Origin of the sequence: Bartonella sp. AR 15-3 (assembly GCF_002022445.1) — a bacterium.
Lineage (GTDB): Bacteria > Pseudomonadota > Alphaproteobacteria > Rhizobiales > Rhizobiaceae > Bartonella.
The window spans coordinates 748,946-768,929 of record NZ_MUYE01000001.1 but is presented as its reverse complement, the minus strand read 5'-3'; the positions used below and the strand labels follow the sequence as shown (position 1 = coordinate 768,929).

13 protein-coding genes and 1 tRNA gene are annotated in these 19,984 nt (G+C 34.1%); 8 read left to right on the top strand and 6 right to left on the bottom strand.

Annotation, left to right across the window (positions count from 1 at the left end):
* Positions 1-337 precede the first annotated feature (337 nt).
* On the top strand, positions 338-2,254 hold the full coding sequence (locus BAR153v2_RS03475) for a BID domain-containing T4SS effector (RefSeq protein ID WP_158078274.1): 1,917 nt from the start codon (positions 338-340) through the stop codon (positions 2,252-2,254).
* A 211-nt stretch (positions 2,255-2,465) separates the two neighbouring features.
* On the opposite strand, the gene BAR153v2_RS03470 is transcribed toward BAR153v2_RS03475, so the two are convergent.
* A tRNA-Glu gene (locus BAR153v2_RS03470) sits at positions 2,466-2,540 on the bottom strand.
* 733 nt (positions 2,541-3,273) lie between these two features.
* Here BAR153v2_RS03470 and glpX point away from each other — a divergent pair.
* Positions 3,274-4,263, top strand: a complete 990-nt coding sequence (glpX, locus tag BAR153v2_RS03465) for a class II fructose-bisphosphatase (protein ID WP_078680333.1) — start codon at positions 3,274-3,276, stop codon at positions 4,261-4,263.
* A gap of 105 nt (positions 4,264-4,368) precedes the next feature.
* Here the strand turns inward: glpX and BAR153v2_RS03460 are convergent, their stop codons facing one another.
* Positions 4,369-5,475, bottom strand: a complete 1,107-nt coding sequence (locus tag BAR153v2_RS03460) for a branched-chain amino acid aminotransferase (RefSeq protein ID WP_078680332.1) — start codon at positions 5,473-5,475, stop codon at positions 4,369-4,371.
* A 284-nt stretch (positions 5,476-5,759) separates the two neighbouring features.
* Between BAR153v2_RS03460 and BAR153v2_RS03455 the strand changes: the two genes are divergently transcribed.
* Entirely contained in the window at positions 5,760-6,011 is a 252-nt protein-coding gene (locus BAR153v2_RS03455) for a hypothetical protein (protein ID WP_078680331.1), read from the top strand.
* 180 nt (positions 6,012-6,191) lie between these two features.
* Here BAR153v2_RS03455 and BAR153v2_RS03450 read toward each other — a convergent pair whose 3' ends face one another.
* From BAR153v2_RS03450 to BAR153v2_RS03440, 3 genes are all read right to left on the bottom strand, one after another.
* Positions 6,192-8,684 (bottom strand): SPOR domain-containing protein, encoded by a 2,493-nt coding sequence (locus BAR153v2_RS03450; protein ID WP_078680330.1) that lies wholly within the window; start codon positions 8,682-8,684, stop codon positions 6,192-6,194.
* Between the two features lie 142 nt (positions 8,685-8,826).
* Positions 8,827-10,593, bottom strand: a complete 1,767-nt coding sequence (argS, locus tag BAR153v2_RS03445; protein WP_078680329.1) for an arginine--tRNA ligase — start codon at positions 10,591-10,593, stop codon at positions 8,827-8,829.
* 2 nt (positions 10,594-10,595) lie between these two features.
* Positions 10,596-11,825: a deoxyguanosinetriphosphate triphosphohydrolase gene (locus BAR153v2_RS03440; RefSeq protein WP_078680328.1), complete on the bottom strand. Its 1,230-nt coding sequence runs from the start codon at positions 11,823-11,825 to the stop codon at positions 10,596-10,598.
* Between the two features lie 120 nt (positions 11,826-11,945).
* Here BAR153v2_RS03440 and BAR153v2_RS03435 point away from each other — a divergent pair, with 120 nt between their 5' ends.
* The 5 genes from BAR153v2_RS03435 (at position 11,946) to glmS (ending at position 17,491) form a co-directional block, all read left to right on the top strand.
* Entirely contained in the window at positions 11,946-12,269 is a 324-nt protein-coding gene (locus BAR153v2_RS03435) for an iron-sulfur cluster assembly accessory protein (protein WP_078680327.1), read from the top strand.
* 60 nt (positions 12,270-12,329) lie between these two features.
* On the top strand, positions 12,330-13,292 hold the full coding sequence (locus BAR153v2_RS03430; RefSeq protein WP_078680326.1) for a carboxypeptidase-like regulatory domain-containing protein: 963 nt from the start codon (positions 12,330-12,332) through the stop codon (positions 13,290-13,292).
* 49 nt (positions 13,293-13,341) lie between these two features.
* Positions 13,342-14,130 carry a cytochrome c biogenesis CcdA family protein gene (locus BAR153v2_RS03425; RefSeq protein ID WP_078680325.1) on the top strand — a complete coding sequence of 263 codons (789 nt, stop codon included), beginning with the start codon at positions 13,342-13,344 and terminating at the stop codon, positions 14,128-14,130.
* 19 nt (positions 14,131-14,149) lie between these two features.
* Positions 14,150-15,499: a bifunctional UDP-N-acetylglucosamine diphosphorylase/glucosamine-1-phosphate N-acetyltransferase GlmU gene (gene glmU, locus BAR153v2_RS03420; RefSeq protein ID WP_078680940.1), complete on the top strand. Its 1,350-nt coding sequence runs from the start codon at positions 14,150-14,152 to the stop codon at positions 15,497-15,499.
* 171 nt (positions 15,500-15,670) lie between these two features.
* Positions 15,671-17,491, top strand: coding sequence for a glutamine--fructose-6-phosphate transaminase (isomerizing) (gene glmS, locus BAR153v2_RS03415; RefSeq protein WP_078680324.1), 1,821 nt, complete (start codon positions 15,671-15,673; stop codon positions 17,489-17,491).
* Positions 17,492-17,704: 213 nt separating this feature from the next.
* On the opposite strand, the gene recG is transcribed toward glmS, so the two are convergent.
* Positions 17,705-19,810, bottom strand: a complete 2,106-nt coding sequence (gene recG / locus BAR153v2_RS03410; protein WP_078680323.1) for an ATP-dependent DNA helicase RecG — start codon at positions 19,808-19,810, stop codon at positions 17,705-17,707.
* Positions 19,811-19,984: the final 174 nt, after the last annotated feature.

Here is a 19,984-nt window from a genome sequence, read left to right as displayed (position 1 = left end):
AATAAAATAAATACCTCATCGTCAAAGTCAGAATTTTATAGTTTATTGGTTTTGTTTTTTCTTCACTATTCTTGACCTTTTTGTGGCTTTTTTTTATAGTTTAACTTTCATATCAATAAGCTTTGATAAATATATAATAATATTTTTTATCATAAAAAAAGCCATATTGATAATAATAAAAAAAGTAATGTAAATATTAAAAGTTTATATTTTTTACCTGTTAAAAATGATTAATAATATTTATCAAAGCTTATTGAAATTAAAGAAACACATACAAAAGAAATCAACTCGTAATTTTATATCTTTTTTGTTAAAGGAAGAACAAAAGTTCAATGAAATGGTTGATATAGACAATGGGGACGGTGTAGAAACAACGCATATAGAAATTTTTCGAAAAGCACCAGAAGAGCTTCTTAGAATGATTGATGCAAGAATCAATATGTATATGGTTTATGGGCTTGATATCTCCCCTGAAAAATTCGCAACTATAAGAAAATATGCTGCTAATGATTTTTTACGCAGATATTCTTCATCTAAATCTGATGATTTTACACTTAGGGATTTTTTCTTGAGAGATTTATTCCTTAGGGATTTGTCTTTTATAGATTCTTCACTGGAGAAATCTAAGATTCCAATGGATGATGTTTTAAATGGTTATGCCTATTTAAATGCTTATACCTATTCTAATAGTTTAACGATAAAAAATAAATATGAATTGCGTGGTATAGATTTTCAGGAAAGATGTGCGCATGATGTAATACAAGCGAGTGTTAATCTGAAAGAAGAGCCACTGCCAGAAAAATTTGATTCTTCTTATCTAAAATATCTTCATAAGCGCTTGTTTGAGAATACATTTGAATGGGCTGGTTATACCCGGGAGCTTCCATTTACATTTTCGGATGGTACAGTTAAGCTAGATACAACAATAACAATACCCGATCTGGGTTGCTCTATAGGCAGTGATAAAATTACAAACGGTTTAAAGGAAATTGACCGAATACTTGCCGAAAAAAATAGTTTGAAAGATTTATCACGTGAAGAATTTGTTCGTAAAGCATCAACAATATTTTCTCACTTTTATAGTATATATCCTTTCTGTAGTGGAAATGGATGTGTACAACGTATATTTTTTGAAAAAATGGCAGAGGCCGCAGGGCATAGACTTGACTTCTCAGTTATAACAAAGAAACGTTGGCAATATGCTCGCTATGCCGCATTATTACCTACTAGAGGTGATAAAGCTATTATACACGATCTTTTTGAAGATATCTCTAATCCAGAAAAAGTAAATATTTTAAAGGAATTCATACGATATGAAAATATGTCCATAGATATCAAAGATAAGTTTGTTGTAGCAGCAAAAGCAGGTTTTCCTTATACGGGTCTCTGTAAAGGTTATAGCGGAGATGCTGTTATGCTTATGATAGATGATCAGTATGTTTTATGCAAAAAAGATGATATTGCACCAGGAACACTAAAGACATTGAAGCTTGGTGATAGGATTACTCTTACAGTTCCAAGGTCCAAAGCAATTGCTGAAGATGTTCTTATCCCAGAAGCAAGAATAGCCCCTTTGACGGAAAAAGAAATTATTTCAAGAATTGAAAAATATGGCTCCATCCAAGGGATTACACGAAAAATCAGAGCTTTATCAAAATGTGTTTATGGAAGCTCGAAAATGTTAGATAATGATATAAATCTGATACTTGTAGATTCAGGTCTCGGTGAACAACATATCAGGCAGCATGTGAGTCTTTTAAGATATCAGCTTGTAGGTGTGACAGTATTAGGTGTCGACAATCCAGCGCGCAAACAAGCTAGGATAGATTACTTTAAGCTCGAGCAAGCATTGGATGATTATATAAGTGCTGTAATTTATACTAGACAAATAGTACTGAAAGGGCACAAAGAACAACAAGAACGTGGCGAGCGAATGGTAAAAATGCCTAGTCAAGCAGTGCAAAATATTTTTTCTTTATCTGAAGAAGATCAGATCAAAGCTTTAAATGGCAATCCTTCCCTTCACGAAGAGATTAAAGATCTTGTGAATAAAGTCAAAGATCGCCTTACATCATGGGAGCGTCAAGTACTTAAGGAAGAATGTTGTGTTCAGTTGGCTGATAGTATAGGCATATCACTAAGTAGAGCGCGGGAAGTTACAGCAATTGTTAAGAACGCTCATAAAGTATGTCAGCTAACAACAAACAGAGAGCATGAGCCGAAAGCGATGAACTATAACCTGATAGAACTCTAAAAGCCTTTACTTTTTTATATTCATGGATGAGTTATTTTTATAAAGTATCCATATAAGAGTTCGTATCTATCTCTATTATAATAATCTAAGGCGCATTGTTTCTTTACAGAAACTTTGATTTATGGTTATTAAAGGAAAACGTAAAGCCCTATCCCTTTACCTTTAAAAAAGATCAATAAAATCAATATATTATCTAAAGGAAGAAAGCATCTGGTACGCCCAAGGGGAATCGAACCCCTGTTTCCGCCGTGAAAGGGCGATGTCCTAACCGCTAGACGATGGGCGCAGTCCAGTGATGAGGCTTATAGAGAGGATCCTTTTACTTCGCAAGTCCTATAAGTGATTTTTTTTAAAAAAATGCATTTTTTTTGAATTATTTTTTGAAATATACTTGGGATTATATAATCCAGATCATTTGATAAAATTACAAATGATACAATATCTTTAAAAATTGATAATATGTTTTAATGTGCAAAATAGTGATACTTTTATTTTTTCTGATAAAAAATAGATGAAGATAATCAAGCCAGGGATTTTATAATATGCAAAATACTTTTGAGTATCAGTCACTTTATTCGTTATTGTAGGATTGATACATACTACAAGCATTACTTGACACAAAAAAATTACTCCCCAAAATTATTATCTGCATTTTTAAATCAAATTGAAGATTGCTTATAAAATAATTTACTAAAGTGCAGTGATATACGTGTTTATTAATCCGTTAATAAATAAATTACAAGCTACAGTTTATTTGATGTAATTGAGCTGGGAGAAATATGCATCGCGAAGCTGAAATACTGTATGATAAGGTGAGAAAGGGTCATTAAAGCAGATAAAATATTTACAAGACTCAATAGTATATAAAGATTCTTGATTTAGTTAATGATCATTAAAGGGAGTTAGATTATAGTTTTCTCTTGTGAAAATCTTTCATCTTTGCAAAAGCTGTATTATTGATATTTAGGAATAAAATGCTAATGTCGTTTTATGAATACTAATCCGGTAGGACTTTTTATATGACACAATCAACTCAAAAGATCTTAAATGGACTCGATCGTATTTTAACCCTCGAATTAGTACGTGTGACTGAGTATGCTGCTGTTGCAGCTGCACATTGGCGAGGACGTGGTGATGAAAAAGCAGCCGATCAAGCTGCTGTGGATGCGATGCGTCGGGAACTTAATCGTTTACCTATTGATGGTATGATTGTAATTGGCGAGGGAGAGCGTGATGAAGCTCCTATGCTTTATATCGGAGAGAAAGTAGGACTTCAAAATGGAGTAGCTGTTGATATTGCACTTGATCCACTTGAGGGAACAACTATTTGCGCAAAAAATCTTGTTAATTCACTTTCCGTGATTGCGATTGCCCAAAAAGGGAATTTACTTTATGCTCCTGATGTTTACATGGAAAAAATTGCCATTGGTCCTGGTTATCCAAGGGGAGTGGTTGATATAGATGCTAAGCCTGATGATAATATTCATGCTCTTGCAAAAGCTAAAGGGGTAGATGCTAATCAAATTACTGTCTGCATTATGGATCGGCCTCGTCATGCAGAATTGATTAATAAAGTGCGTATGACTGGTGCATCAATTCGTCTAATTGGTGATGGAGATATTGCTGCTGTTATTCATACAACTGATCCAGATGCAACAGGTATTGATATTTATATGGGCATTGGTGGAGCACCAGAAGGTGTATTAGCTGCGGCAGCTTTACGTTGTACTGGTGGACAAATGCAGGGGCGTTTACAGCTTAATACAGAAGAGCAAATTGCTCGTGCTGCTAAGATGGGCATTAAGAATCCTAATAAGGTTTATACAATGGAAGAAATGGCCAAGGGTGATGTTCTATTTGCAGCAACAGGTGTAACTGATGGTAACATGTTATCTGGCGTCAAATTTACTCGTGATTATATTCAAACAGATAGCCTTGTGATGCGTTCATATACTAGGACAATTCGAAATATTAAAGCACAACACAGAAATCAATTGAAATTTGGCTGATGATTTTTTAGCCAATATTGTAACAATATAAGGGCGCACTACTCAGAGAAATATATCTTTATAAATTTTTGAAGATGTTTTTATTTTCTTATTCTTATATAGATATTATGATAGTTGAACAGAGTGTACCCAACCGTTTTTATCTTCTATATTTCCTTTTTGTATATCGATAAGTTGTTTGCGCAATTTTTCTGTAATCTCACCACATGTTTCATTTCCAATGATACATTCTCCACCTTTATATTTAATACGTCCGATTGCTGTTATAACAGCAGCTGTGCCACACGCAAAAACTTCCTTAAGGTGACCACTTTTCACATCTTCTTTAAGTTCTTCAAAAGAATAAGGCCGCTCTTCTATTGTTAAACCCATTTGTTGTGCTAACTTCAAAATTGAATGACGAGTTATTCCTGCAAGAATAGTGCCGTTGAGTGCAGGTGTTACAAGTATATTATTTGCCATAATAAAACAAATGTTCATTCCACCGAGTTCTTCAATCCATTTATGTTCAATCATATCAAGAAAGAGTACTTGACTACAATTGTTTTGAGTTGCATTGTTTTGCGCAATTAGGCTTGCTGCGTAGTTTCCACCACATTTAGCAGCTCCTGTACCGCCAGGGCCGGCACGACTGTAGTCTGCTTCAAGCCATACGCTAATAGTTGTTTTTTGTCCTGTAAAATACGATTCAGCTGGAGATGCTATGATACAAAAAATATATTCTCGAGAAGGATGAACCTTCAATAGGTTATCGTTGCCAAACATAAAAGGGCGTAAATAGAGGCTAGCATTTGGACGAGCAGAAACCCATTTTTGATCAATTTTTACTAATTGCTTCACTGCATCCAAAAAGATATCCTTTGGTAATTCAGGCATAGCCAACCGTTTCGCTGATTCCATAAAACGCTGTGCATTAATCTCAGGGCGGAATAATAAAATACGTCCATCTTTTGCACGATATGCTTTTAAACCTTCAAAAATTCCCTGCGCATAATGCAAAATGACACTTGCTGGACTGATTTCTAAAGGTGTGTACTGAGAAATAATAGCATCATACCAGCCTTTATCTTCATTCCATTTAATAATGACCATATGATCTGTGAAAAATTGACCAAAACCAGGACTTTTCAGAATTTCTTCACGCTTTTTATCTGATAAAGGTGATGGATGCTTGTTTATTTTAAACAGAAATGGCGATTTAGGAGAATTCATAAGTTAAACTTTCTGAAAGAAGATTTTATTTCTATGTTTTGGGGCAAAATAATAAAACGTTTCTATAATAATGTTATGATTAGCAACTTCTGTATGTCAATATTCTCTCACATGAGCTAGACTCTAGCAACTATTAATAGATATTTGTTCTTAAAATTTTTAATCATAATTCTTATAGGGGAATTTGGAACTTTTATAGATACATAGCGTTTTCTGAAATACCGTGAATGTTTTTATCATTAATTATGATTAAAAAATAAAGGAATTGAGAAAAGGAATACGCTATGATTGAAAAAAAATATCCAATACATGATCAGCAGGAAATTGTAGAAAAAAGAAATTGTCAATGGTCTAATTCAATTAGCAAAAGTATTTTTACTATTGTTCTTTCTCTTCTCATTATTTGGCTTATTGTAGCCTTTTTAGGATCTTTTTGGAACAAATCACAAAAAAACATACCTGATAATAATACAACAGGAGTAAATCAAACAACAACGAGTCCAAAACAAAACTCAACAGTGCCTTCAATACCTTAAAAGAAAGATGTGTTATCATTTCATAAAGTAGATTGTATATAGATAAAAAGATAAGATCCTGCACAAGTGAAGAAAAGTAAGCATCATAAAAGATAATTTATACATAAGTATAATCTCTAGAAAAAGAGAATAGAACAAATAAAATATAATAACAGTTGCTTAGACTGTCATTATATTTCTTTAGTTTGTGATAAAACAGCTTCCCCCAGATTGTTTAATATCTTCACAAAGGCTTACAGCTTCATTACGATTTTGTGTTTGAATTCGGACACGATAGTAGGTACCTTTCCCTGATATAAGGGCAGATTGAATATTTAATGGCCGAGGACCAATAATAGACCCAAATTTAGATTTTATTTCTCTCAAAGAATTTTGCGCTAATTCATGAGTGGGTTGGGATGAAAGCTGTACATAATATTTTTCCTCATTTTGCACTGTTGTTTGTTTTAAAGGATTTAAACGAGAAGAAGTGGGCATTGGAATTTTTGAATTCAACTGGGCAGATGAAGGAATTGGTATAGATGAATTTCGAGTTTTTTCTTGAACAGCAGAGATAGCATTGCTTTCTGTGATAACGTGATCAACATCAGTTATAAGAGCATGTTGCGTTTTTTCGCTAGTTGTAAAGCTATGTTTTTTTTCATTGTTCTTTACATCGGATAATTGTAGAGAAACAGATGATTGCTTTTGAGATTGTTCAGGTTCTGATTTATTAGTTATTTCAGATTGAGCAAAAGGCTCTTCATTTGTATAGTGAACTGGAGCTAATAGAGTTCTACCATCTGGTTTTACAACAACAGTTTTAACTTCATGTGTTGGAACAGTATGATTAAGCGCTGCAGTGATTGCATCTTCAACATAAGCTTTATTAAGAGAAGAAGGTGTAGGATTTTCAATTGTTTGTTTATTTAAGGCTGTTAAATCTTCAGGTGCTTCAGACTTATCAAAAAGAAATTGCTGCGCATTTTCTTGCTTCTCATTTTTTTCGGTTATCTGTTTGTAAAGGTCTAAATTATGAGTAATATTATCTTCAGATTCGGTTATTTCTGGTTTTACTTTAAAAGGTGTATTATCAGCACGAATAATATTTGGACTTTCATTCGTATCTGATAACATGAAAAAGTGAACATAGCTGAAAAGACCAATTGCAGCTAAGATAAGAAAAGCAACGCTTTTAGAGAGAATGCCTCCAATAGTAAAACTTTTTGGGGAAGAATTTGCTAACGTATTAGCAGGTATCTCATGTGCATATCCATATTGTGAATCTTCAGGAAAAGAAGAAGAATAATGTTTGCCATTGTCAGAAAAAGAATAGCTGCTATTTTGTTCTTGAGTATTTATGTGTAAATCTGCTGTTAGATTTTTTTTAGTAGGATAAAAAGCCTCACTTTGCTGTTTTTGAGAAAAATTCTTTGTTATATTGCCACCTAAGCCGAATACATCAGTAAATTCTTTTTCTAAGCTGTCATTAGGTACATCGTGTTTTGCTTCTTCATACGCAACATCTGACACCATAATTGGCTCAGTTCGTTCTACTATTTCCTCTGCAAATTTATAGGTATCAACATTAGGAGGAGAATTATAGCTATGTGAAGGATTTCCTATAGGAGAACTATCAGTTTGTGTAATATTCAAGGTCTCTAATGAGGTGCGTGTATAATTTGAATTGTTTTGGTTATATTGCTCCCTTTGTTCATTATTTTTAGAGTCGTTTTTAGTATATTGGATTTGAGCATTATTATATAATGAAGATTTTCTTACATTATCTTCTTGTGAAGTTTTTGTTTCATGATGATTAATGATATGCTTTTCTTGTGAAAAATCTTCTAAACTAACGGATTTATCAGTTTCTGACGAAACCATAGTAGATGCAACATTAATTGATTCATCCATTGTAACATTGTTTATATTTGAAATCGCGTTAGCAGATGAAGAAAATGTACGTGTATCCGTGGAAGAAATTGGTGTACTAGCATCATGATTTTCAACAAATTTTTGTTGAGCCGCCGGTATTTCATATGAGTAGTTTATAGATGTATTAATAAATGTATTATAAGTATTTTTCTGATAAGCGTACTTTGGTTTTAAATTATAAATATCCGGCTGTTGTTCATTCTTCTGTAAAGGAGTCTTAGTTTCTTTATAAAGAGCCGCATTAGATGTATATTCACTTTGTGCACTTACCTCATCAGGAAAAGAGTTTTGTATTTGTGTATTGAAATTATTGGTTTCAAATGAAGAATTAATATTAATAGACTCTGATCTATCTCCTGTTGCTTGGGTGTTTGGGATAGGCAAGGGGGAAAGTGTATCTAAAATTTTTTCTTCATTATTATTAGTATGAAGAGGATGCTCTACGACATCTGTATAGTTTTGATTATTGACATTTAATTGTGGAGACCATTGTTCACTATCATCAAATGGTAATTCGCCGGCTGAATTACTTTCAGTAATATCTTCCATAAAAGGTAAATCAAAACTATTAGTTGAAGAAGAAACATTAGAAGTTTGAGGTGCCAAATGCTCAGATTTTAATGAAGATTGGGTATGTTGAAAATTTTTTTGTTTATCTTCTAGGTTTGAATTGAAAATTTGCGTAAGTCTCTGCAATGGATCATAATGCTCATGATCTTGTTTCATTTCTTCTGGATTTTCGCTATCCTTATCGCTCATAAGTTTTCTCGCATGAAAATCTGTATCTTTTATTGTATACTAAATTAATTTACTGTATATTAAATATAGGACTTTATAAATTAAAGAATATACAAAAAATATTTTAAATTAAATACTCATTTTATACATTTATAGAACTTTTTCAACGCATTTCTGTTGGTGCTTTTACCCCAATAATTGTGAGACCCGATGATAAAATATTAAGAATAGCTTGAATCAACCCAAGTCTGGCTAATGATAATTCTTTATTATCAGGTATAATAAAACGTAAATTAGGATTGTCATTGCCTTTATTCCAGTGTCCGTGGAAATATGAGGCAAGATCATACAGATAAAATGCTAATCGATGTGGTTCTTTATGAGTGACAGCTTGTTCAATGATCCGTGGATATTCGGCGAGTTTGCGTATTAATAATATTTCACTCTCATCTATTAATTGGTCAAGATGTGCGGTCATTGTATGGTTTGAAGGGTTTTCATTAAGAAAGACTTCTTGGGCTTGACGAAAGATTGAATGACAACGTGCATGCGCGTATTGTACATAAAAAATTGGGTTATCTTTCGATTTTTCTGTCACTTTTGCAAAATCAAAATCAAGAGGTACTTCACATTTACGATAAAGCATCATAAAACGAATTGGATCGTGCCCAACTTCTTCGACAACGTCACGAAGAGTGACGAATGATCCAGCTCTTTTAGACATTCGTACGGGGCGACCATGGCGGAAAAGTTTTACTAATTGACACAAGAGAACCGTTAGTTTGGCTTTATTCCCAGAAATTGCTTTTGCTACAGCTTCTAATCGCTTAACATAACCAGTGTGATCTGCACCTAGAATATAAATCATTTCATCAAAGTGGCGATTAAATTTATCACGAAAATAAGCAACATCAGTGGCAAAATAAGTATAAGAGCCATCTGATTTAATTAAGGAACGATCTTGGTCGTCACCAATATCGGTTGAACGGAATAGAGTTTGTTCGCGTGGTTCCCAATCCTCTAAGTTTTGTCCTTTTGGTGGTGGTAGTGTGCCCTTATAGATATAACCACTTAAAGTAAGATCATTAATAGTACTACGGATGGCTTGCGCATTATTTTCGTAAAGCGTGCGTTCAGAGAAAAAGACATCATGATAAATATTAAGCGCAGCCAAATCTTTGCGAATCATTACCATCATTGCATCAATTGCATGTTCTGCCACTATAGATAAAGCTTCTTTTTGATCTATAATTAATAATTTATCACTGAATTTTTTAGCAAGAGATTGGCCTAATGGTATTAGATATTCACCTGGGTAAAGTCCTTCTGGAATTTCACTTATTTTTTCTCCAAGTGCTTCACGATAACGCAACATTACAGAACGAGCGAGTACTTTTATTTGTTCACCAGCATCATTGATATAATATTCTTTAGTAACTTCATAACCAGTAAATTGAAGCAAATTAGCAAGAACATCTCCAATAACAGCACCACGGCAATGCCCAACATGCATAGGTCCGGTTGGATTCGCAGAGACATATTCAATATTAACTTTTTTTCCTTGTCCTATTTGAATTTGGCCATAGGATATCCCTTTTTCAATCATTGATTTTAAGGCGTTTTGCCAAAATGATTGTGTAAATTTAATATTAATGAAGCCAGGACCAGCAACATCGATGTGATTAATGTTCTCAAAAGATTGATCACTATTGATAAGGTTTATAATTTTTTGGGCCAGAGCACGTGGATTTAGTCCAACAGATTTAGCAAGTACCATAGCGGCGTTTGTTGATAAATCGCCATGTAAAGAATCACGTGGAGGATCAGTGACGATTTTTGATAAATCTAAAATTTCTTCATTTTTTCCTTTTATATCAGATAATTCGATTAATTTTTTAATTTTATTTTCGAAATTATTAAAAACATTCATATTCAAATTCCATGTTGTATTCGAAATAGTGAATCGAAATCATCTTTATGATTAAATAACCGATGATATTCACGCAAAGCATAATGATCGGTCATACCTGACAAAAAATCAGCAATAAATCGCGCTAATTCTTGATCGCTTGAATTAGTTATTTTAATGTACCAATCTTCAGGCAATAAGTTTGGATTTTTATAATAACAGTCGAACAATCTTTGTACAATGCATTTTGCTGTATTACGACGTATAAGGACTTTACCGTGGTAATAAAGATTTTGAAAGAGAAAATCCTTTAATTCTTTTTCTTGAATAGTCATTCTTGGAGAAAAGGTAACAATGGTTTGCTTCGCTTGATAAATATCGTTGATGCTCTTTGGTTTAATGAGTGCTAAATTTTTTTGTGATTGTTTAATAACATCTTCAACCATGATTGTTATTTGTCGACGTACCAATTCATATCCGCGTCGAGTTTGATCAAGTTGCGGATATTTTTTTTCGATATCTTTTAATAATGAAGCGGTCAAAGAAACTTGCTCTAACTGATTAATTGTTAAAAAGTGCGAACGTAGACCATCATCGATATCATGAGCGTTGTAAGCAATATCATCAGCAATAGCTGCACATTGCGCTTCTAATCCAGCAAAGCAATTAAGCTCAAGATTCTGTTGTGCATTATAGTGCAAAATATCGGTAAAAACATTTTTATTGTTAGAGTAGAGACCTAAAAGAGGACCATTATGTTTCACAAGTCCTTCAAGTGTTTCCCAGGTAAGGTTTAATCCATCAAAATCCGCATAACGTTGTTCTAGTTTTGTAACAATTCGTAGCGCTTGTGTGTTATGATCAAAACCACCATAAGGTGCCATTGCTTCATTCAGTGCCTCTTCTCCTGTATGGCCAAAAGGCGTGTGCCCAAAATCATGTACAAGGGCAATCGCTTCTGCGAGATCTTCATCAAGCCTTAGTGCACGGGCTAATGTGCGTGCAATTTGAGAAACTTCGATTGAATGAGTAAGCCGTGTTCGATAATGATCACTTTCATCAGCAATAAAAACTTGAGTTTTATGTTTAAGACGTCGAAATGCATTGGAGTGAATAATACGATTACGATCACGTTGAAAAGGTGTACACCTAGTGTTTTCTTTCTCATAAAATAATCTACCACGACTTTTTTGAGGATTCGTGCTATACACCGCCCGAGATTGATAATTGTAATTGATATTTTTTATATCCATTGCAAGTTATCCATTCTCATCTTATCTTAAATTTAGAAACAGTCATCATTAACAAAATTCTATGTATTTTGATACTCTTTCTTTACAACTGGGTTCATTAATTCAAGGATTTACTAACGCATGAGTGTGAATATTTCAGATGTTGCTGCCAAACAAATTGCACAGATACTTGCAGAACAACCCGGAAAAACAGCTTTACGTATTACTGTTGAAGGGGGAGGATGTTCGGGCTTTTCTTATAAATATGATTTGGTCTCTGAAAATAAAGAAGATGATCTTATTATTAAAAAAGATGGAGCGATTGTATTTATTGATTCAATATCTCTTCCTTTTATGGAAGGAGCCGAGATTGATTTTGTCGATGATCTTATGGGGCAATCTTTTCAAATTCATAATCCTAATGCTACTTCATCATGTGGCTGTGGTATTAGCTTTTCAATTTAGAATAATTACTTTTCCGTATTACTCCTTGAAAAGATTATCAATTTGATCAACAATATAAAAATGAGAGTTTTTATAAAAAAATCATATCAGATTTTGTGGTTGATAATAACCTGTATCTTATTGATTTGGAGTAATTTCACATTTTCCGAAGAAGGAAAATTTCAAAAGAATCAACGAGAAAGATTAGCCATTTCTAATATAGATTCTCGTGATTATGAACAAGATAATTCATACTCGCAACTTATACTACACGCTCAACTAACAAATAAGAGCGAAAATATTATGAGCGGATTAGTATGGCGTGTTTATGTACCTATTTTAGGGAGTGATAATAAGTTGCCATTGATTGCGATTTATAAGGGTGGTACTGCCCGTTTTGATTTAAAACCAGGGAGCTATCTTGTTCACGTTTCATTCGGTCATGCAAGCGCTGTGCAACGCATAACTTTAGAAAATGGACAACAGCTTGTTAAAAATTTTAATCTTGATGCTGGCGGTATTATTTTCAATAGCACATTATTTAACGGTACAATCAATGAAAAAGAATTGCGTTTTACTATATATGAAGATGAAAAAGAAAATGATGATACGGGTGTAATCTTAGCAAATGTTAAGCCACAATCAATTGTACGTTTAAAATCTGGTCACTATCGTGTTGTTTCTCATTATGGTTCAGTTAATGCCATTGTACGTGCAGATATTCAGGTAGAGGCCGGTAAAATTACTGAAGTGACTCTTGAGCATCAAGCTGCTCAAATCATTTTAAAGTTAGTACGTCAAGAAGGAGGAGAAGCACTGGCAGATACAAGTTGGTCTATTACTAATGATTCTGGTGATATTATTTATGAAACAGTTGGTGCTTATGTTTTGCTTGTGTTAGTAGAGGGTGATTATATTGCTATTGCTAAAAATAAAGACAAAATTTATCAAAAGATTTTTTCAGTAGTTTCTGGCCATGATAAAGATGTGAATGTTATAGCAAATTCACAGAATATACAGCAATTTGATGAAACAATGGATTAATTTATTATTTTAAATGTAAACTGTAATTATAAAGGGGATATTTAAAGTTTTGGCTATAGAATTTTCAACATTTAGTGTTTTTTTTGCTGGTGCATTATCTTTTTTATCACCATGTGTTTTACCACTAGTTCCTCCTTATTTGTGCTATATGGCAGGTGTTAGCATTGATGATTTTCGATCAGAAAAACAAGATACAGGAGCATCTGTACGCTTAGTGCTTTTGTCTTCTGTTATTGCTTTCATTCTTGGGTTTACAACTGTTTTTGTTCTATTGGGTGCAAGTGCAAGTACACTTGGCAAATTCATCGGTTACTATCGTGATTGGTTTGCTATTGCTTCTGGAATTATCATTATTATTTTTGGTTTAAATTTTTTAGGTTTTTTCAAGATTGGTTTATTATTGCGTGAAGTGCGCTTTCAAACACGAAAAACGCCTGCTGGACCTTTAGGTGCTTATATTATTGGATTAGCTTTTGCATTTGGTTGGACACCATGTATTGGTCCAATTTTGGGGCCTATTATAACACTTGCAGGAACAAAAGAAACTGTAAGTGAAGGCGCTATACTTTTGAGCGTTTATGCATTAGGTCTTGGAGTGCCATTTCTGTTAGCAGCTTTATTTTCGAGTAGTTTCATGGAATTTTTAGGGGCTTTTCGTGTTCATTTAAGTAAAGTTGAAAAAATTATAGGTATTTTTCTAATTATTACAGGTATTTTATTTTTGACAGGTTCTATGCAAAACTTGTCTTTTTGGCTTTTAGAAAATTATCCTTTGTTGAGTAATATTGAAACGATTAGTTGGGATGATATTGTAAGTTTATTTGGATTTTTCCATTAAATTAATTATATGTGCTTTTATGGTTAGAAGTTGTCTTTCTATTGTTCTTGCCGCAGGTGAGGGGACGCGTATGCAATCGTCTCTTCCTAAGGTGCTTCATAAAGTAGCTGGATTGCCACTTGTGTGTCACGTGATAAGACAAATAAAATTATTAGGTTCTACACAATTAGCGGTAGTTGTAGGAGTTGGTGCAGAAGATGTTACTAAAGTTGTGCAATCATTTGTAGAAAATGCGATGATTTTTGAACAAAAAAAGCGTTTAGGTACTGCTCATGCTGTTTTATCTGCGCGATTTGCTTTGCAAAAAGAAGTGGATGATGTTCTCATTGTTTTTGGAGACACTCCTTTAATTGAGCAAAATACATTGGTCAAAATTCGTGAACAACTTGCTAAAGGAGCAGATGTTGTCGTGACTGGTTTTTATACTTCTAATCCAACAGGTTATGGTCGTCTTCTCAATAAAGATGGTAAGATTGTTGCGATTGTAGAAGAACGAGATGCAAGCGATGAAGAGAAAAAAATTTCTTTTTGTAATGGTGGAATAATGGCCATTAATGGCAAGTATGTTCTTTCCCTTTTAGATAAGGTTAATAATAACAATTTGAAAGAAGAATATTATCTGACGGATATTGTTTCTATTGCAGCGTGTGAGGGTTTAAATATTCAGGTTGTTGAAGTGTCTTTTGATAAGGTTGTAGGAATTAATAATTGTTTTGAACTTTTTGAAGTTGATGTTTTATGGCAAAAACGTAAAGCGCGCGATCTCATGTTATCTGGTGTTCGAATATTAAACCCAGAAAGTGTTTATTTTTCTTACGACACAGAAGTTGAAGCAGATGTTGTGATTGAGCCAAATGTTTATTTCGGATTAGGGGTAAAAGTGCGCTCTGGTGCAGTTATTCATGCATTTAGTTATTTAGAAGGTGTTGTTATTGGTACGAATGCGCAAATTGGACCTTATGCACGTTTGCGGCCTGGAACAGAGTTAGAACGGTCGGTTAAGATCGGGAACTTTTGTGAAATTAAGCAAACAAAAATAGGAGAATTCTCCAAGATTAACCATTTGAGTTATATTGGGGATGCAGAAATTGGGATGCATACTAATATTGGAGCTGGTACAATTACTTGTAATTATGATGGTTTTAACAAACATAAAATTGTGATTGAAGACAATGCCTTTATTGGTTCTAACTCAGCACTTGTTTCTCCTTTGATCATAGGGGAAGGAGCCTATATCGCTTCAGGAAGTGTTATCACTGGAAATGTGCCCGCTGATAGTATGGCTTTTGGTCGCGCGCAGCAGGTTATAAAAGAAGGTCGTGCAAAAAAATTACGTACACATTTATCAACAAATAAAAAAAAGAATTAATTGTTTTTATTTATCTCTCAGTTTTAATAGTGATCTAAGAATTATGAAGAGACTTGTTCTTAGTTATGATCATACCATATCAATTAATATGGCTGTTTAAAATCTAGAATGCAAATCGTTTGATTATGTTATAGTATTTATTATCAATTTGGGATGTAATTGGAGTTTTGAATGTGTGGAATTATTGGAATTCTTGGAAATAAATCTGTTGCATCCCACTTGATTGATGGTTTGAAACGTCTTGAGTATAGAGGATATGATTCATCTGGTTTAGCCACAGTGCATAATGGGCGTCTTCATCGTGTTCGAGCTGAAGGTAAATTGATTCATTTAGAGGAAAAGTTAGGAAAAAGACCTTTAAAAGGTGATTTAGGGATTGGTCATACTCGTTGGGCTACACATGGAACTGCTGTAGAGCGAAATGCTCATCCTCTTATGACTGAGCGACTTGCAGTTGTTCATAATGGTATTATTGAAAATTTTGTAGAACTACAAAAGGAACTCGTTGAGGACGGTTATACCTTCGAAACAGAAACGGATACGGAGGTTATTGCTCATCTGATTACGCGCGAATTAAAAAACGGTCTTTCTCCACAGGAAGCAACATATATAGGTTGGAAAAGACTTCAGGGTGCTTTTGCTTTTGCTCTTATTTTTGAAGGTGAAGACAATCTTATGATTGCTGTTCGCTCTGGTCCACCATTAGTAATTGGCTACGGCAAAGATGCGTTTTTTGTAGGATCTGATGCTATTGCTTTAGCTCCATTTACGAATCGTATCAGCTATCTGGAAGATGGAGATTATGCAGTTATCAAGCGTGAAGGAATAAAAATTTACGATACAGATAATCAACAAGTAGAACATCCTATTACGACCTTATTTGAAGGGTCTTTGCTGGTTTCTAAAGGTCATCACCGTCATTTTATGCGTAAAGAAATGTTTGAGCAGCCTGAAGTTATTTCACATAATTTGACGCACTATCTTGATTTGAGACAATATACTGTCCTTGAAAGTTTGATTGATTGGAGCAAGATTAATCGAATATTATTCGCTAGTTGTGGAACAGCTTATTATTCGACTTTAGTTGCACGTTATTGGTTCGAAAAATTTGCTGCTTTAAGTATTGATAATGATGTAGCTTCTGAATTCCGTTATCGTGAACCACCGATAGCATCTGATATGTTATCAGTATTTGTTTCCCAGTCTGGTGAAACGGCTGATACTTTAGCATCTTTGCGCTACTGCCGAAATCTTGGTGTAAAAACAGCAACAGTTGTGAATGTTATGCAGTCAACGATGGCAAGAGAAGCTGATTTTGTTTTACCGACATTTGCAGGTCCAGAAATTGGTGTTGCTTCAACAAAAGCTTTTACTTGTCAATTATCTACTCTTGCCGTAATGGCACTTAGTGCGGCTAAACAGCGTGGATATCTTTCAAAAACAGCAGAACAGCAATTAGTTCAGCAATTAGCAGAATTACCTCGGATTTTAAATGAAGTTTTAAAGCTAGATGAAAAAATTGAACAATTATGTCGTGGTTTAGTAAACGCAAAAGGTGTACTCTATCTTGGACGAGGCACTTCTTATCCAATTGCTTTAGAGGGAGCACTCAAACTGAAAGAGCTTTCGTATATTCATGCTGAAGGTTATGCTGCTGGTGAATTAAAACATGGGCCGATTGCGCTGATTGATGAAACAATACCGGTTATTGTTGTGGCGCCTTATGATAGATGGTTTGAAAAAATATTTTCTAATATGCAAGAGGTAGCTGCGCGCAATGGTCGTATTATTTTGATAACGGATAAAAGGGGGAAGGTAGCGGAAACTCATTTTACCTCTTTATCAACTATTATTTTACCGGAGGTCCCAGAATTTATTGCTCCTATTATTTATGCTTTGCCTATTCAATTAATAGCTTATCATACAGCTGTTTTGTTGGGAACAGATGTTGATCAGCCACGTAATTTGGCAAAGTCAGTTACTGTCGAGTAAAAATGATTTATTTTAAAAAATATAGAAATTATAAATGAACATCTAAAATAGATATATACAACATTTTATTTGATCGGAACTACTTTAAATCAAATATATCGAAATTTAAATTTTTTCAGAGGGTAATTTATTCCTTTATGCTTATTGCGATGTAATTGCAATGTATTGGAGTTTTGGCTAAAAAATGATTTGATTGACAAAATTATTAAAAAATTAACCTGCGCGTAATAGCTGAAGAGCATCATCACGTCCAAAAAGATAAAGAAGTAATCGTATAGCTTGTCCTTGTTCTGAAGAAAGATTAGGATCATGTTGTAAAAATAAATGTGCATTCTTCTTTGCTATAAATAAAAGCTCACGATGGACTGCAAGGTTTGCTATATAAAATTCAGGCATACCAGATTGTCGTGTTCCTAATAGTTCGCCTTCACCTCGTAGAAGCAAATCCTCTTCAGCAATTTTAAAGCCATCTTCTGTATTGCGCATAATGTTGAGACGTGCTTCAGCTGCTTTTGTAAGCGGAGCTTTATATAGCAAAATACAAGAAGATTTTTTATCTCCTCGTCCAACACGTCCACGTAATTGGTGGAGTTGTGCAAGACCAAAATGTTCGGCATGTTCGATAACAATGATTGAGGCATCAGGAATATCTACACCTACTTCAATGACTGTTGTTGCAACTAAAATATATATATTTGCATTTTTAAAAGATGTCATTGCTGCTTCTTTTTCATCAGTAGACATTTTTCCATGTATCATACCGACACAACTTCCAAATCGTTTTTGCAAGCTAGCAAAACGACTTTCAATGGAAGTAAGCTCAAGATTTGTAGATTCTTCTACAAGGGGACAGATCCAATAAATTTTTTCTTTTTTTTGTAACGCAGTAGCAATTCGTTCTATAAGCTCATTTATCCGCTCTGAAGAAATTGTTGCAGTTTTAATTGGTTGCCGTCCAGTTGGTTTGTCTGTAATTTGTGAGACGTCCATGTCACCATAAGATGTTAATACCAACGTACGAGGGATAGGGGTCGCTGTCATAACAAGTATGTCAGGTTTATTGCCTTTTTCTGTAAGGGTAAGACGTTGCTGTACACCAAAACGATGTTGCTCATCGATAATAGCTAAGGCAAGATTATTATAGGTAACATTTTCCTGTATTAGAGCGTGAGTGCCAATAATGATAGAAGCTTCTCCTGATAAAATAGTATCAAGGATATTGGCACGTACTTTCCCTTTTTCACGTCCAGTTAATAAGACTGTTTGTAAACCGATTTTCTCGGCAAGGGGAGTGATTGTAGCAAAGTGTTGTCTAGCAAGAACTTCTGTTGGGACCATTAAGGCTGATTGTCCTGAATTTTCAGCGATTTGAGCTATTGCCATCAGTGCCACTATAGTTTTTCCTGCTCCTACATCACCTTGAAGAAGTCTTAACATGGGGGTAGGTGAAGCTAAATCATTTGCAATATCTTTTATTGATTGTATTTGTCCACTTGTAAGCTGAAAGGGTAGGGCTTCAAGCAGTTTTTTAGTATAAAAACCTGTTGGTGGACGAGACGTACCTGAAAATAATTTAGTTTTTAATCTTACAAGACCAAGAGCTATTTGATTAGCGAAAAATTCATCATAAGCAAGGCGTTTACGTGCCGTACTTTCTAAAGCGAGGTCATCAGGGTTGATAGGAGCATGAATACGGCGTAAAGAAACAGGAAAAGAAGAAAAATTGTGCTCCTTTTTTATACTTTCTTCTATCCATTCTGGTAAGGAAGGAATATATTCAAGAGCTTTTTGCATTGCGCGTCTTAGTGTTTTTGTAGAAAGCCCTGCAGTAGAAGGATAGATCGGTTCAATGAATGGCATCTGATCTAATTGCTCATGGAAAACTATATGATCAGGATGAATCATTGAGAGCTGTCCTTTAAATCTTTCTACTTTACCTGATATGATTACTTTTTTTCCTTCTGGTAATTGTTTTTCTAACCAAGAGCGTTGGGCATGAAAAAATATCAAATTTATTGTACTCGTTTGATCATGGCCAATAACACGGTAAGGCGATTTGTTATGATTTGTTGGTGGTTTATGTTGGTCGATAGTGACCTCGAGAGTAACAATGCTTCCTTCTTGTGCGAAGGCAATACCAGGTTGCTTTCTGCGATCTATAACAGAATGAGGCATCAATCGGAGAAGATCAATAAGAGTAGGTTCACGTTGCGTAAGATTAATATTTAAAACTTTAGCAAGTAAAGAACATATTCTTGTATTGATTCCCGGGAGGGTACTAATAGGGGTAAAAAGAGGATTTAGAAGGCTTGAATGCATAGAAAAATTTAGCTTTCTTTCTTCGTTTTTTCTAGTATTTAGAAAGAATTTTTTGAGGATAAATCACTCAATATTATGAGAAGTTGTTGCATTATTGTTTCCTTAAGACTTGGATCACGAAATTAAATAGAAAGTGAGAATATGATAAAAAGGTAATCAACATTAGTTATTTTA

What these genes read in the sequence shown, in the direction of transcription:
- recG (WP_078680323.1), bottom strand. Translation starts at nt 19,810, where the DNA reads ATGCATTCAAGCCTTCTAAATCCTCTTTTTACCCCTATTAGTACCCTC.
- BAR153v2_RS03450 (WP_078680330.1), bottom strand. Translation starts at nt 8,684, where the DNA reads ATGAGCGATAAGGATAGCGAAAATCCAGAAGAAATGAAACAAGATCAT.
- argS (WP_078680329.1), bottom strand. Translation starts at nt 10,593, where the DNA reads ATGAATGTTTTTAATAATTTCGAAAATAAAATTAAAAAATTAATCGAA.
- glmS (WP_078680324.1), top strand. Translation starts at nt 15,671, where the DNA reads ATGTGTGGAATTATTGGAATTCTTGGAAATAAATCTGTTGCATCCCAC.
- glmU (WP_078680940.1), top strand. Translation starts at nt 14,150, where the DNA reads ATGGTTAGAAGTTGTCTTTCTATTGTTCTTGCCGCAGGTGAGGGGACG.
- glpX (WP_078680333.1), top strand. Translation starts at nt 3,274, where the DNA reads ATGACACAATCAACTCAAAAGATCTTAAATGGACTCGATCGTATTTTA.
- BAR153v2_RS03435 (WP_078680327.1), top strand. Translation starts at nt 11,946, where the DNA reads ATGAGTGTGAATATTTCAGATGTTGCTGCCAAACAAATTGCACAGATA.
- BAR153v2_RS03460 (WP_078680332.1), bottom strand. Translation starts at nt 5,475, where the DNA reads ATGAATTCTCCTAAATCGCCATTTCTGTTTAAAATAAACAAGCATCCA.
- BAR153v2_RS03430 (WP_078680326.1), top strand. Translation starts at nt 12,330, where the DNA reads ATGAGAGTTTTTATAAAAAAATCATATCAGATTTTGTGGTTGATAATA.
- BAR153v2_RS03440 (WP_078680328.1), bottom strand. Translation starts at nt 11,825, where the DNA reads ATGGATATAAAAAATATCAATTACAATTATCAATCTCGGGCGGTGTAT.
- BAR153v2_RS03475 (WP_158078274.1), top strand. Translation starts at nt 338, where the DNA reads ATGGTTGATATAGACAATGGGGACGGTGTAGAAACAACGCATATAGAA.
- BAR153v2_RS03455 (WP_078680331.1), top strand. Translation starts at nt 5,760, where the DNA reads ATGATTGAAAAAAAATATCCAATACATGATCAGCAGGAAATTGTAGAA.